This is a genomic window from Hymenobacter nitidus (assembly GCF_020447315.1).
Lineage (GTDB): Bacteria > Bacteroidota > Bacteroidia > Cytophagales > Hymenobacteraceae > Hymenobacter > Hymenobacter nitidus.
In genome coordinates this window covers 1-15038 of record NZ_JAJADQ010000021.1, presented here as the reverse complement: position 1 = coordinate 15038, position 15038 = coordinate 1, and the positions used below count along the sequence as shown (strand labels likewise).

The 15038-nt window shown below is 57.1% G+C and carries 8 protein-coding genes; 4 read left to right on the top strand and 4 right to left on the bottom strand.

What is annotated here, in order from left to right:
* Positions 1 to 1246: 1246 nt before the first annotated feature.
* Positions 1247 to 1771, top strand: coding sequence for a hypothetical protein (locus tag LGH70_RS23325; protein WP_226190876.1), 525 nt, complete (start codon positions 1247 to 1249; stop codon positions 1769 to 1771).
* A gap of 31 nt (positions 1772 to 1802) precedes the next feature.
* Here LGH70_RS23325 and LGH70_RS23320 read toward each other — a convergent pair whose 3' ends face one another.
* Together LGH70_RS23320 and LGH70_RS23315 are read right to left on the bottom strand one after the other, a co-directional pair.
* Positions 1803 to 2321: a hypothetical protein gene (locus LGH70_RS23320; RefSeq protein ID WP_226190874.1), complete on the bottom strand. Its 519-nt coding sequence runs from the start codon at positions 2319 to 2321 to the stop codon at positions 1803 to 1805.
* A gap of 101 nt (positions 2322 to 2422) precedes the next feature.
* A complete protein-coding gene (locus LGH70_RS23315) occupies positions 2423 to 2836 on the bottom strand; it encodes a hypothetical protein (protein ID WP_226190872.1) in 414 nt (137 codons plus the stop codon).
* Between the two features lie 763 nt (positions 2837 to 3599).
* Here LGH70_RS23315 and LGH70_RS23310 point away from each other — a divergent pair.
* Together LGH70_RS23310 and LGH70_RS23305 are read left to right on the top strand one after the other, a co-directional pair.
* Entirely contained in the window at positions 3600 to 5225 is a 1626-nt protein-coding gene (locus tag LGH70_RS23310; RefSeq protein ID WP_226190870.1) for a T9SS type A sorting domain-containing protein, read from the top strand.
* A 189-nt stretch (positions 5226 to 5414) separates the two neighbouring features.
* A complete protein-coding gene (locus tag LGH70_RS23305; RefSeq protein ID WP_226190869.1) occupies positions 5415 to 6923 on the top strand; it encodes an IS1182 family transposase in 1509 nt (502 codons plus the stop codon).
* Between the two features lie 78 nt (positions 6924 to 7001).
* Here LGH70_RS23305 and LGH70_RS23300 read toward each other — a convergent pair whose 3' ends face one another.
* On the bottom strand, positions 7002 to 7736 hold the full coding sequence (locus tag LGH70_RS23300; RefSeq protein WP_226190858.1) for a hypothetical protein: 735 nt from the start codon (positions 7734 to 7736) through the stop codon (positions 7002 to 7004).
* A 1162-nt stretch (positions 7737 to 8898) separates the two neighbouring features.
* On the opposite strand from LGH70_RS23300, the gene LGH70_RS23295 reads away from it, so the two are divergent.
* The gene (locus LGH70_RS23295) at positions 8899 to 11343 is read left to right on the top strand and encodes an RCC1 domain-containing protein (RefSeq protein WP_226190856.1); all 2445 of its coding nucleotides are present in this window, start codon (positions 8899 to 8901) and stop codon (positions 11341 to 11343) included.
* A gap of 445 nt (positions 11344 to 11788) precedes the next feature.
* On the opposite strand, the gene LGH70_RS23290 is transcribed toward LGH70_RS23295, so the two are convergent.
* A complete protein-coding gene (locus LGH70_RS23290) occupies positions 11789 to 14884 on the bottom strand; it encodes a class I SAM-dependent DNA methyltransferase (RefSeq protein ID WP_226190847.1) in 3096 nt (1031 codons plus the stop codon).
* Positions 14885 to 15038 lie beyond the last annotated feature (154 nt).

Below are 15038 nucleotides of genomic sequence, written 5' to 3'. Positions count from 1 at the left end.
AAACGGTGGTCTAAGCCGCTCGATTTAATGTAAGGTAACTTTTAGGACGGCTCTATTTCCTCTTCTTTTACTACACGATATTTCTATGCTGAAATGGTTCGGTATGCTCCTCCTACTGGTCTCTTGTACGAAGAAGCCTCCTACACATTATGCTGTTGTATTGGCGAATGCCACCATGCGGGAACAGCTTCTGAAGTATATCCAACGCAATCCTATCGATTCGACTCAACTGTATTACCTAAAAGTAACTCAGCAGGACGATAATACGCAAGTGGAAATGTCGTCCGTTGACGATCTAGAAACCGTGATACGCATCTTAGAGCCCTGTGATCTGGTGCAACTGGGTGCCCATCAAGTGTTAGTGGTCGCAAGTGCGTGTGCTCAGAACCAGCGCTTGGACCTGAAAGCGCTTGCCAAGCAGCATGCGCTACCTCTTAGTAACGATCGGGTAACACGGCGCATCCTACCCACTGGCGATACCGTCACCTTTCATGAGTGGACTATGTACCACCCACCGGTACTTAGGATCAAGCTGCATCTCAACAAAGTGATACGAGCTGGAGTCAGGTAGCATTTGAGCGTTCACTTAAACGGTCCAATTAGCGAAATGGGCCTTTAGTCAGTCGTTTCCTTGAGCGAGAATAGGCTCACTTTTTCGCACAGGTCGGGTGGTACAGAAAGCGCCACATGTATAATGTCACGGTCGTCATTGTCAAGGGCAAAACGAGCCCCCAATAAAGCCCCAGCAGGAAAAGGGTACTCGACCCACAGGCCAGCTTCGTAGTCGGTGCCGTGCAAACTATAACGCAGGGATTCGCCTGCTTGCGATGGTAAAGGAGCCTATGCCACTTGGGCCAACAGTTCCAAGAGCGCAGGAAAATGAGCCTTCCACAGCCAAGTAGTGTACTCCATGACAAAGGCGAATATTGGGTGAAACAGCGCATTACTACTCACTTCCAAAGGTAAGGAGGTACTGTGCCCCTTGTTCAGTGAAAGGGTCCGAATAGTGAAAGGAGGGTTAAAACTCAGAAGTCGATGGGGCTTTATTTTTATGCTTAAGTTTAGTTGCTTGGCAATGGTCCGAACCCGCATCCACCTTGATTACGAACGGTTCTGCCGGGAGGTCCTTCCCGGCTGGCCGGGTGGCTTAGGCCGCGACGATTTTGCCAGCGCCTGCACCGTCGGGGACGTGTGGTCGGTCGTCGAGCAGCGCCTGATAGCGGGCCTGGACGACCATCCCACAGGCTTGACCCTTGGCAGGGCCACCCAACGCACCTTTTACCGCCTGCGCCGCACGCTGGTGGTCTTGGGCGTGGCACGGGCTGACGTGGTCCCCCGTGCCCCGTTGCAACCCTGGTTCCCTTGGCGCCAGCGGCCCCAGCGCTGGCGCCGCTGGCAGGAACAAAGCGGCCTGCTTTTGCCCGCCCTCCGCGTACCGGCGCCCGTGTTTGCTGCACTGTGGGCGGGCAGCACGGCGGGCCTGTGGTCTGTAGCCCCCGCGTGGGGCCTGGCCGTCATTGCGGGACTGGCGGCGGCCGTCGTACTGGCGCAGTTGCCGCTCGTGCGCCGGGGGTTACCGGCCGCTACCATCGGCGAATTAACCGTTCGGTTAGTGGGAGCGCACTACCGCGTGCTTTCCCACCCCTACGTGCGAAACAATCTCCCGGAGGAGCGGGACGTGGTCTTGGCCGGATTGGCCCGGTGCGGGGTGGAGCGCACGGCCATTGACCCGGACGAATTACGAGATGGTACCGAGGTGGCTTGGCAGTAAGGCCCTTGCCCAACAGGCATGACCTCTCTGTTCAGGAAAACGGTACTTTGGGCAGCATTTGCGACGTATCAATTTGCACTTTGCCCTCTCTTTCCGTGATGCGCCATGGCAGCGGCTCATAGATAAGACCCGGATCCGTCTCCAGCTTTATGTGCTCTTGTTGCAAGACCTGATCGATTTCCTGTTGCAAGGCCTGCGGATTGACTAATTGATCAGAATGCTTCGAGTCATAGACAAAGACAAGGTAGCCCCGGTGGCGCGCCCAGAATTGAGGGTAGTGCTGTTGCGTTTTGGGATGGATGCCCGATTGGCTGATGTACACACGTTGCCCGCCAAAGATGCCCATCCAGGTTACCGCTACCACGGCTTCCTTCGCCTCTACTTCTGCTTGCGCCACTTTCGTGATATACTGCTCAATGTAGGTATGAATCGTTGAGTCAAGTGCTATTTCATACAACGTACCAGTACAATGAGTTACGGTGGTCTGTTTAGCCTGATCCGTGCAGGAACAGAAGAACAGCACGCAGAACAGGACGGTAGAGAGGCGCATAAGAGACGACAGTAAGGTAGATTTTGCCAAGTACGTAGCTAAGGTAGCTGCATGTCCCTTCCTGTTCCTGGTCGTCTGCTTGTGTTCACTATAACGGTCGATTACCGAAGCTCTACGCCCAGATTGAACTGCGGAAACAATCGCCCCTCTTCATCGCCCCACGGTCGTAGAGAATCAGAATAATAAGCAGGAGCACGTAACAGATCCGCTATAAACTGCTGCTGTAGGTTCTTGTCCGTGCTTAGCCGTTCTGCGATTAGTCCTAAAAAGGTTGCTAAGGGGGTAGTGTCAGCACGATTCCAGACCGGATTATTCAACCAGACGCGGAACGAATACGCTGCATTGTCAGGCTGATGGAACAGAACGATATCAAGGCCACCAGCTAGTATTTCTACCAAATTTGATTCTGTTCCTCTAACGTTTCTAAACAAGAGCACTAGGAATGGAACAGCTTCCTTTTCTAACAACTCAGCAGTATGGTCATTTAAGGTAGTGTGCTCTATTGCTCGGGCCATATGCAAAAGTACTGTCACCGCAATTTTCTCCGGTGTGTTCAGGAAAAGGGTCCGAAATTTAAACGAGCGTTACCCCTCACTAGTGCCGTTTTTTGTTAGAATCCTTCTTTAAAGGAAGCAGCTGCAGCTGGTGGCAGATGATCGTTCCATGAGGACTACTCCAAGTAGCAAGGCCAGGGTTTCCAGTCAGCTTATGGTAACTCACGTCAACGCAATCTGAGTTGCTTTTGGAGCGGAAGTTCACACGCACATCATAGCTATCTGTATACTGAGCGTACTGCCACACCGCATCAACCTGAAACTGCTTCCCCTTTCGATAGAGCAACCAGCGGGTATTAGGAAATAGTAGGCAATGCCCCGGTAGGAGCGGCACATTAGCTGTGTCAACCCCAAACGTGAAGGAGACTAACTGATAGGCTGAAGGGGCCAAAGCCTGTCCATCTTCTGTCGCGCGAATGCTGCGCAGTCGAATTCGCTTTGTTGCGCTTGGTATGCCTTCTCGTCCAGGCAGCGTGGCACTGCACAACAACAGGCAGCAGCCGAGAAGTAAAAATTTCATCTAATAGCTCTTGAGAATGCTAGCGCGTAGGTACACACAAAACAATTGGTGTTCACTTTAACGGTACAAATAGCGAAACGAGCTATGAACTGACTACCAAAGGAGGCAATACTGCACAGCTAATATTCCTGAGAACCAAAGCACTATATTTGTTGCTTTGCTTTCCCAGCTCTGCTCAGCAACTGACTTCTATTCTTCTTTTTCATGCCTACCTATTTACTTTCCTATCTGACGGGGAGCTTACTCTTCGCAGCCAGCCTTTCTGCTCAGCAGGCCCAGGCACAAGCACCGACCAAGCAGTGGGAAAAGAGCTTTGGAGGGAGTGAACGCGATAATGCGCGTGTCGTACGAGCAACCCGTGATGGAGGCGTCATTGTAGGTGGGATCTCCTTCTCCTCTCCTGGTAGTGGCACACGTACCCAAGCGAACCGGGGTCTGGGGGACTACTGGATCCATAAGCTCGATGCGCAAGGTAACACCCAATGGGAGCGCGCTGTTGGAGGTATATACGCAGATGATCTCTACTCGCTGGAACAAACCCCGGATGGCGGGTATCTGCTGGCGGGCGACTCCGGCTCGCCCGTCGGGGGCGATAAGACCCAGGGGGTAATTGGCGAGATAGACTACTGGTTTGTCAAGCTGGATGCGAACGGCAATAAGCTTTGGGATAAAGTCATCGGCGGGAATCGGGCTGACTTTCTCCACCTGCTAAGTGGGACCCGCGATGGAGGCTATATTGTGGGCGGGAACTCGGTTTCGGATAGAGGCTTCGATAAGAGTGAGGCCAATAAGGGGGATTACGACTACTGGATTGTCAAACTCGACGCAACTGGCAACCGACAATGGGATCGCACGCTTGGCACCAGTCTCTCCGAAGCGATAGGCGGCTTGCAGCAAACCAGCGATGGGGGTTATCTGGTCGGCGGGGATGGACGACATGGTCGTGATGGGGATAAAACCCAGGTCGGCCGCGGGAACTCGGATATGTGGGTGGTCAAGTTGAGTGCCACCGGCACTACACTCTGGGATAAAACCTATGGAACGACTGGTAGTGAGCAACTTACTTCCATGTGGGCTACACCGGATGGCGGGGCACTATTGGGGGGAAGCTCCACCGCTGGAATTAATGGCGATAAGACACAGGTCAGCCGGGGCAGCTATGATTGCTGGCTGGTGAAAATCGATGCCAACGGCATCAAACAGTGGGATCGGGCCTATGGCGGGCCCGGATCTGAAGCGATCTTTGATATCTATCCCACGCCAGATGGGGGCTATATTCTGGGCTGTGGTACGGATTCGGGCATTGGGGGCGATAAGTCGCAGGCCGGGCGAGGAGGCCGTGACTTCTGGATTATCAAGATTGATGCGACTGGTACGAAGCAATGGGAACGCACCCTAGGCACCAGTGGGTTCGACTTCTTTACCTCTGTCCGGCCGACGACAACCGGAGGCTATATCATTGCGGGGGATTCGGACGCTGGCATCGATGGCGATAAGATAAGTCCAAATTACGGGCGGGACGATTATTGGGTGATCATGCTCAACGGGACGACAACCACAACGACGACCGCTGCCAGTAGGTCGAACCTGTCAGTCTACCCTACCCCAGCTCAAGGTCATCTCACACTACACCTTCCTGACGAAGCTTCCCATAGGGATCTAAAAATCCGTTTAGTGGATGCTACCGGCCGCATCGTGTATGCGCAGGCAGTAAAAACCTTGGGGAGGGATGTAGCAGTAGAAGTGGGTGCGCACCCCGCAGGGCTCTACTTCCTTCGGCTCGAAGGGGCGGATGGCTATTTGGCTACGCAACGGGTAATACTCGAGTAAGGCTAGCGGGAAGCACGCCTGAAGGTGTGTGAAAAGCCCAAGGATAAACATGGTGGTAAGACACGAAACTCTTGGGTACTCCGAGTCTCAGATCATAGAGCTGTAGCTAGCGTATGCAGTCTTGGTTCACTCAAACGGTGGTGGCTGTTGCAGAAGTGCTGGCCGGCAAGTTGCTGCATTCGTAGCAGGATGATGCAAGGCAGGAAGGATTTCACCGACAAGGTCGTGACCCGCTTTCGGCTCTCCGAGCGGGTCACGGCCCATAACCTCTACCGGCAGCTGGCCGAGCTGGTGGACTGGACGTTTCTCTACGAGGAGACCCGCGCGCTTTACAGCCACACGGGCCAGCCCTCTTTGGACCCGGTGGTGTTCTTTAAGCTCGTGCTCGTGGGCCGGCTGGAAAACCTGGTCAGCGACCGGCGCTTGGTCGAGCACCGTGCCCTGCGGCTGGACATCCTGTACTTTTTGGGCTACGAGGTGGACGAGGAGCTTCCCTGGCATTCCACCGTGAGCCGCACGCGCCAGCTCTTCCCCACGTCGGTCTTCGAACACCTGTTCGACCATGTCTTTGCCCAGTGCGTGGCCCAGGGATTGGTGGCCGGCCACACGCAGGCGGTGGATTCGGCCCCGGTTAAGGCCAATGCCTCGCTCGAAGCGGTGCTGGAAAAGGGGCAGCCCGGTACCAGCGGCCCATTTCTGACCACGGTCGAGTCGGCGACCACCGCCCCGCTGGTGACGGCCCCGGCGCACCAGCTGCGCAACCTGGCCGCCCACCATGCCCGGCAGGCCGCCCGCTCCAGCGCCCCCGGCGCCCAGCACCCTAAGGCGCGGCTGCTCAGCAACAAGACCCACTACAGCCCCACCGATCCGGACGCGCGCATCTCCATGAAGCCCGGCAAAGCCCGGGCCCTGAACTACCTCTGCAGCCTGGCCGTGGACACGGCCCAGGGCATTATCAGCCACGTGCAGGCCGATTTCGCCGATAGTCGCGACAGCCTGCACTTGCCCCGCCTGCTCACCGGTCTGCAGCAGCGGTTACAGTCCCAGCAGCTGCGTATGCACGAGCTGCTGGCCGATGCGGGTTACGCCAAAGGCACCAACTACGCCCTACTCGAAGCCCAGCAGGTGACGGCCTGGATACCGGTCTTTGGCCGCTACAAGGCCGGCATCGACGGCTTTACCTACCGTGCGCAGACCGACGACTATACCTGTGCCGCCGGCAAGGTCCTCTCGTTTCGCAAGTACGACACCACCGCCGACGGTACGGGGCTGAAGATCTACTGGGCCACCTGCTCGGACTGCCAGCAATGTCCGCTCAAGGCCGCCTGCGTGCCCGGGGCCAAGCGCAAACAGCTCACCCGCACGCTCTACGACGCGCCCTACCGCCGCGCCTGGCAGCGCCAGCAAAGCCGTCGGGGCCAGCGCATGCGCCGGGTCCGCCAGGGTACAGTGGAACCTGTCTTCGGGAACCTGCTCCACCACTACGGCCTGCGCCGGATGAACGTGCGCGGCCTGGCCGGGGCCCACAAAACGATGGTAGTCACGGCCGTGGCCTATAACCTGAAAAAGCTGCTCAAGTACCGGCCCAACCGGCAAGCGAGCTTGGCCCTGGCCCTGCCACGGCCGCTACTGGCGGCGGATAGGCGCTGTCGGCAGCAAAGTCGACGAAAACAACCACACAGTGGCTTGCCCACGTAACCTCTTGTATGCAGAACTCAACTACGTCGACTTCTGCAACAGCCACGGTCGCTCTACCGAAACGAGGGTTTTGACGACTCATGAATGCAGTCTAGCGGATTCTACCGTGAGGCGCCAGGCTTCCACCGTAGGGTGAGTCAGCAGCTGCTGTGCTAGGGTCAGCGAACAGCCCAGCACGAGTTCTTGGTCCTCTCCCTGATAAAGGCACCACGCTCGGTCCGCAGCAAACGTGTACGTGGGCCAGCGGCGCTCCTGCTGGTATAAGTCGACCAAGTCTCTGGCTTTCCCCTGCTCTAGCCAATCGGTGGGAAAGCCCTCTGTGTCCCAGCGATAATTGCCCTCATCCTCCGACCCAAAAAAGTACGTGTCCGTCTGGGAGCCCAGTACGGCGACCAATTGCTGCACAAGCGCTACTTCCAAGGATAGGCTGCTGCCCAGATGCGGCGGCCATCCCCCATAAGCGCGTTGGATAGCCACGTTACCAAACTCGGGGGTATACGCCACGCCCATTTCTGCGGCCACTTGGCGGTAGCTGATGGGGGTTAACCGGTCCGGGGCAGGCTGGCCCGTCACGATGCCATGTTTGGTCCAAAAAGCCGCGCGGGCGTTGAGTTGCTCCACCGTGCGGACCGCAAACGAATAGTTGACCATCGGAACGGAGCGGTCAATTCCAAGCGGAGGCAACAGCTTCAAGTACGCTGCAAAGCCTAAAGGCAGCCCCAAAAAGGCGGGCACGTTGCTGGCCACAGGCAACCAATCGAGCAGCGACAGGTCGGGGACAGGACATCGGCTCATAAGCAAGAACAGTGACAAGGAGCAAGTATAACCGTCCGTGAAAGTAGGTAGCGTTGTTCACGAAAACGGTCGGAAAGGTAAACGAACCTATGGTACTCTCAGAATCTTCACCATAATTATGACAAACCAGATGACTATTGCCAAAAGTCCTGGAGCCAGCGACTTAGTAGCAAAGTTCTTTTCGATAACGCGATTCTTCCGATAACAAAGGATAAAATTGAACAGCGCAAGCACTATAATAATAAAGTATAGCAATGTGGCTCTTCCGTCCTTATTGCACATTCCACAACCCCGAGAGTCATTAAACACCCCACGAAGCAGAAAATACAGACTGGAGCTCGTTAAGCACGTCAGAAACGCGGCTGCGTTTTCAGCGGAAAAATCTGTGTAGGTGAGTCCGTTGAATTTCTTGAACACTTGTCTGACAACGTGAAATAGGTAGTAGTATATGTTCCAAATCATGGAAGGTATGTTTAATAGGGTTGATTCAGCGAAACGGTCCGAATAGCGAAACGAAGGTTAGTATTTATAGCCCCTTGTGGTGCACTGGACAATAATAGCGCGGGTCGCAGCCCCACAATTCACACCCGGCCAGTAGACCTTCTCCTGTTTAGCCCAGCGCAAGGTTTTCGATGCCGGCGGCCTCGAGCTGGTCGAGTTGGGTGTCGAGGTGTTGGTCTTTGGTCGAGACGCGGGTATAGGCGGAATGCAGGCAAACGGGTCAACAAGGTGGGGCCGCTGCCTGCTAAGCAAACATTCATTGAGCCTGAACAGCCTCATTCAAGTTTCGGTCCACTCGTCGGGCAGCAGAAAATCACTTCTACGCTGGAGCCGGTGAGGCTACCCGTACTGCAGAAAGAGCGCAGCTGCGTCGTCAACACCGCCGGGCAGTCACAATTGGCTGCGGTGACAGCCGGCAAGTAACAACTGCTAAACGGGAGCACGTTCAGCGCGCATCGGTGCGGACGTTGTCTAAGCGAAAAACAGAGCCGCAGATAGTGTAGCAAGCCATTGTCAGCCTGATCTTTGCATGCCCTGATCTTTTACTGCTGAGCCAGGCAGTACCAACAGATCCTTTTATTCAGCTCGCCAGAGTGGAGAATGCGCTTGCAGCCACTTATGGCCAGCTTAACGCTTCATCTAGGCTGGTGCTGCCAATCCTACTTTTCATTTCGTACCCATGAAATTACCCCTACGTATTCCACCAACGGCGATGCGGAGCCTGCTGGTCAGCCTTCTCTTCCTACTGCCGCTGCTGGTCACGGCCCAGTTCCAGACGCATTCAGCCAGTATCCATGCCGATGGTACGCTCTGGGCCTGGGGCAGCAATAGCAAAGGAGAACTGGGAGACGGCACGACCTTTCACCGGATGCTGCCTGTGCCAGTCGGGCTAGGTATGAGGTGGCGCAGTGTCAGCGTGGGGGAAGAGTACACGCTGGCGATCAGCCAGGATGGCACGCTCTGGGCCTGGGGCAATAATGCGCAAGGCCAGCTCGGCGATGGTACGCAAACGATGCGCATAACCCCCGTGCAAATCGGGACGGCCACCTGGAAAAGTGTGAGCACTGGCACCTACCATTCCATTGGCATCCGGCAAGACGGTACGCTCTGGACCTGGGGCAACAACAGCTATGGCCTGCTCGGTGATGGTACTACGACTTCGCGCAGAAGTCCCGTGCAAATCGGAACCGCCACGTGGCAGAGTGCGGAAGCCGGGGAGCTATACTCGGTAGGTGTTCAAACCGATGGTACGCTGTGGACCTGGGGCGGCAACAGCACCGGCCAGCTCGGCAACGGCACCCAAGGCACAACGAATCGCCTGACTCCGGGCCAGGTGGGCTTGGCCACCACTTGGCGCTCGGTAAATGCCGGTACCTATTCCATTATGGCCCTGCGGCAAGACGGCTCGCTCTGGGCCTGGGGCAATAATGCCAGCGGCCAACTCGGTGATGGCACTAGAATGCACAGAAGTCTTCCCGTGCAAATCGGTGCCGCTTTTTCGTGGTCAGTTATCAGCGCCTGCTCAAATCATACTTTGGCCATTCGCAGCGATGGAACCTTGTGGGCTTGGGGCGACAACACCTTTGGGCAACTCGCTGATGGCACCCGCCTCATGCGGACCTTACCCGTACAGGTTGGTGCGCTCTCTACTTGGCAGAGTATTGTGGCCGGCGCCTACCACTCCATGGGTACGCGCCGTGATGGCAGCATCTGGGCCTGGGGATATAACGGCACAGGCCAAGTGGGCAGTGCCACGTTGAGCATGATAAGTCAGACGGCGCCCATTCAGACCAGCCCGGCCGTTTGGCAACAGGTCGCCGCCGGCATAGCGCACTCTGTAGCCATTCAGCAAAATGGCAGTCTGTGGGCGTACGGGGCCAACAATCTGGGCCAGCTCGGTGACGGCACTACGACAGCGCGGTCGTTTCCCCTCCAAATCGGGTCTTCTTTGTCGTGGGCAACCCTTAGTGTGGGTGATCATCACGCCGTGGCCTTGCGCAGTGACGGTACGCTCTGGACCTGGGGCTATAACGGCACGGGCCAGCTCGGCGACGCGACTACTACCACCCGCCTCATTCCCCAGCAGCGGGGCACGGCAACGTGGCGTAATGCAAGTGCCGGAACAGACCACACGCTGGCCATTCGCAGCGACGGTACGCTCTGGGGCTGGGGCGGCAATGGCTCCGGCCAGCTTGGCGACGGCACTACCATCACCCGCACCAGCCCAACCTTAATTAGCGCCACCACCGACTGGCTCAGCGTACGGGCTGGGAAAACCCATTCCGTCGCCATTCGTCGCGACGGCACGCTTTGGATTTGGGGCAGTAATATCTTTGGCCAACTCGGCGACGGGACGACTACCGCCCGCCTACAGCCCGTACAGCTGGGAACGGCAACTACGTGGCAACATGTCAGCCCGGGTTACCGCTCCACCACGGCCGTGCAGCAAGACGGCTCGCTCTGGGCCTGGGGCAATAATGCCAACGGTCAGCTCGGCGACGGGACCAGCACGCAGCGGCTGATGCCTACTCGCATTGGCTCGGCACTGTGGCAACAAGTGGAGACGGGCGAAACGCATACCCTGGGTCTTCAACGCGACGGTACGCTCTGGGGCTGGGGCAGCAATAGCAACGGGCAGCTCGGTGACGGTACCCTGGCACAACGCCTAGCCCCCGTGCCGGCAGGTAGCAGTGCCACTACCTGGCAGAACGTTAGTGCCGGCTTGTATCACTCCGGAGCGATTCAGGGCAACGGCACACTCTGGGGCTGGGGCGATGACTCGGACACGCAACTAGGCATACCAACCAGTAGCGCGGAGCCGCTACTGATCTACAGCCCAGCTGGCCCACTGCCGGTGCAGCCAGCGGCCCAGCTGACCCAGATATCGCTAAGCGTATACCCCACAATTACGGCTCAGGGCTATCTCACCTACGTTTCTAGTGGATTCGCTCCATCGTCTGGAGTCACGCTGGAAGTTATCAACTGGCATGGCCAACGAGTCCGGGTGCTGCCCATGACCAGCGCCCAGGGCCAGGTAGCAGTAGCCGATCTGGCTTCGGGCTGGTACCTGTTACGACTCGTCACCGACCAGCATCGCCTCATGACCAAATTCTACAAGCCCTAAGTAACGGCACTCAACCTCTGCTTACCATCTGCCAAACAACAATTCTCATTTGGCCAACTGCTACCGGATATGTCCTAGCCAGCAGCTAATAAAGTTTACGTACAGCCCGTGCGCATTATGTAGCGTAGGGACTTCGTCGTTGGGGTATAACGCTCCCCCCACGTCTTCACGTAACAGCAGCAAATGCGGCATCGATAAAACGTCCGTTTTTCATCCGTGACATCGGGGAGGTAATCGCAACAGGCAATTTCAATCCTCACTGATTTTGCGCCTGAGTGCATAACCCAGTTTAGAAGCTGAGCATATCAACCTAAAACGGGTACTTCTTTGGCTTTGTCACATTTCTTGAACGGTCCTTGATGGATGTGACATCTATTGGCGCTAGTACCTAGCTCCGTTTTTCGTATTACTCTACTATAATTATTGCTCTGTGGAATGTTATACCTTATGCGATATACCCTCCCTCTGGAGTCTTACGCAGCAGTGCTAAGGCGGTTAACGTGTCCAGTAGAGGAAGAATTTTTGCTGAGCGAACCTTCCCAAACTGCTTGGCAACTTGCGTCGAGCTCAATGGATACCCTGCTTGCTGGACCGTCATCCATACCGCCTGCATCTGCTCCGCAAGTTCTGTCGGCCAAGCCAGCATTTCGGTTGTTCCTACTCGAGCATCCGTCGCTGTAATGGTCGGTAGTGGCAGAAGCACTTGCTGCAAATCAGGGGCTTGATACGCTGCCCTGAGATAGCGTACCACACCGACTGCTTCTTCGGCGGTGCGCTCGTGGTTGAGGCGAACGAGGCGTTGCAGAATCTCGGCGTCAGGTAGGGCAGCGGGCCAGGCGTAGGCCTCAGCTACGGCTACGTCGAGTTGCTGGTGCAGGCTGAGGACAATGGAGGCAAGCCCCAGCTGATTAATGCTCTGGTCTTTAGCAATAAGATTCTGCCCAGCACGCAGCTTCTCTACTACATTGTAGAGGTCAGTGAGGGTGAGGCTGGGGTGTTGGGTCTGCTGGCGCTTGCGGTGAGCATCGAGCTGCTCTGCCAGCTCGCGGATGCGGGCCCGCTGCACAGGCGTGGCGGCGGGAAAAGGAAAAGGGTCAAAGCAACGGGATTTTGCGTACACAGAATCATTACCAACTCCTAATCTGCTACCCGCAGCCATTGCCCACACGACGTGCATTCTGCTCGAAAGAATACCCAAATGATAGGCATCATCCAGCGCAATTGCCACTAGTTTGTTATCAGGAAGAACCTCTGCCTCTACAAACTGAAACACTCGGTGCTTGGCCGTTTCAGCAGTGGCAATGAACCGAGTTAATCCCTTGAGAGCAGGACGAAAATTACCTCTTGGTTCACCAAAAAACCACCAGTTATTGCGGTAAGAAGCACGATTATTCTGGTCGCGTTCAGGCTTGACATTTTCTAACAAATGCTGATAAGCTGCTGGATAGTGCGTTAATACTTCATCAGCTTTCAGCCCAAAGAAGTCAATAACCATTACGCCACGCGGCTTGTCCGTTAGGTCACGGCCATTGCGGTAAGGCCGAATATGATTCTCCAGGCCAGCCACGGAATGCAATCCTAATTCTTCTGCTTTTTCAGGAGCTACAATGAACCCAGCCCCCATCAATTGAACGCCTCGGTTTCCTAAGCCTTCATTTGCCTTCAACGCATTGGCGCTATCTAGTGCGGCTCCAATTGACAAGTCGGAAAGAATCTGGCCTTTCTGTTCCTCAAACGTCACTTCCGCCGCTTCGTCCCCCTCCGCTACGGATTCCGTTTTCAGATTCCAGAGTTGACCGGGCGCGGTGATGGTCGGCGTGCGTTCGGCGACCGTCATGGCGATGCGCACGGCGGCTCCTTCGGCGGCATCGACCCAGGGGTGGTCGGGAATGGCGAAGGTGAGCGTGAGCGGGGGCGTGTCACCTTCCAGGAAGGGCTGCAGCACGCGGCGGTTGAAGGTTTGCTTCAGGCTGTTGGTGGTGATGAAGCCGAACCGCTCGGCGGGGCCGCGCTGCACGGCGGCGGCCGCGTTGTACCACCAGTACATCACCAAATCGGCGGAGTCGGGCACCTTGCCCTTGTAGGCTTTACGCAGGGCTTCGGTGTAGCCGTCGCCGAGGGCCTCGCGCATGCGGGCCGGCCCGACAAATGGGGGGTTGCCCACGATGAAATCAGCTTCAGGCCACTCGGCGGGCTGGGGGTTGGGGTAGTCGAGCACGGGCGTGCGGGCGGTTTCGTCGGGCACGGGCTGGCCGGTGGCGGGGTGCGGACGGGTGGTGCCGTCCCAGCGGGTCACGGGCTGGCCGTGGGCGTCGAGGCGGGCTGTAGGCACGTCGTGGCGCAGGGCGGCGTCCTGCTGGCGGATGTTCTGGTACTCGTCGAGCAGCGGTTCCCGGAGCTCGCTCAGGCCATAGGTCCGGATATGCCATTGCAGATAGCCGATGCGCAGCACCACGTCCGCTACGGTCGCTGCTCGCGGATTCAGTTCTAAGCCCAGGAACTGCTGCGGCCCGACGGTCGTACCATGCCCTAGGTCCAGTAAGCCCGTATGTCCATAGCTGTTGATGGCTGTGAGCACCTCTCCTTCCAGGCGCTTGAGGTGTTCTAAGGTCACATACAGGAAGTTGCCGGAACCGCACGCCGGGTCCAGAATGCGCAGGCTCGTCAGACGCTTGTGGAATCGCACGAGCTCAGCGCGCGCCTCCTTGGGTTTCTCTTCCTCCAGGCGCCGTGCGCTAGCGGCTTGCGCGGCCGCCCACTCCCGACGAAGCGGATCCAGCACTGTTGGGATAATCAGCCGCTCCACATAGCGCCGCGGCGTGTAATGCGCGCCGAGTCGATGGCGCTCTTTCGGATCCAGGGCCCGCTCCAGCAAGGTGCCAAATATGGCCGGCTCTACCTCGGTCCAGTCCGCTTCCGCTGCCTTGAGGAGCAACTCTATCTGATCTGCGGTAAGCGCTAGGGCCGATGCATCATGAAACAGCTTCCCGTTGAAGCGCGGGACGCGCGCTTTCAGCTCCGAGGAAAAGCCGCCGGTATCCATCTTTTGCCACAAGTTCTGCAGCGCATCCGGTAGATGCTCGCGCAGCTCGGCTGTGGCGTACTGCCGCAGCAAGCCGGTAAAAGAAGCCTTGGGAATCAAGCCGACATCTTCCGAGAACATCGTGAACAGACAACGCATCAGGAAGTGCGCTACCACATCGGGTGCATGCCCGATCCGCTCTAACTGGGTGGAAATACCTGCCAGGTAGCCCGCTAGCTCCCGCGTTACCCGGGCGGCCCGTCGGGTGGGATCCAGTTCCTGTGGCGCCAGGAAGATTTGTCGTAACAGCGCCTGATTACGTTCCTCCGCCAGGGCCGCAAGTGTCAGGCGGAAGCGGGACTGATCCGGGAACGGGATGAACGAGTCGCCGATGCCGGCAAAATTGCTGTAGATGTCGATGCAGTACCCGACATCCACAACTAAGATGAAGGGAGGCCGCGGCTCCTCTGAAGGCAGGGCCCGCACGTAGTTCAAGGCCTGTTGACGAGCCGTCTGCATGACCTGCTCCCATTTGGCCGTGCCCCGGGTAGCATGACCCGACCGGCGCTTCTCGGGAGCTAAACCCAGTTCACGCCGGTCCTGAGGTCCTGAGGTCCTGAGGTCCTGAGGTCCTGAGGTCCTGAGGTCCTGAGGTCCTGAGGTCCTGAGGTCC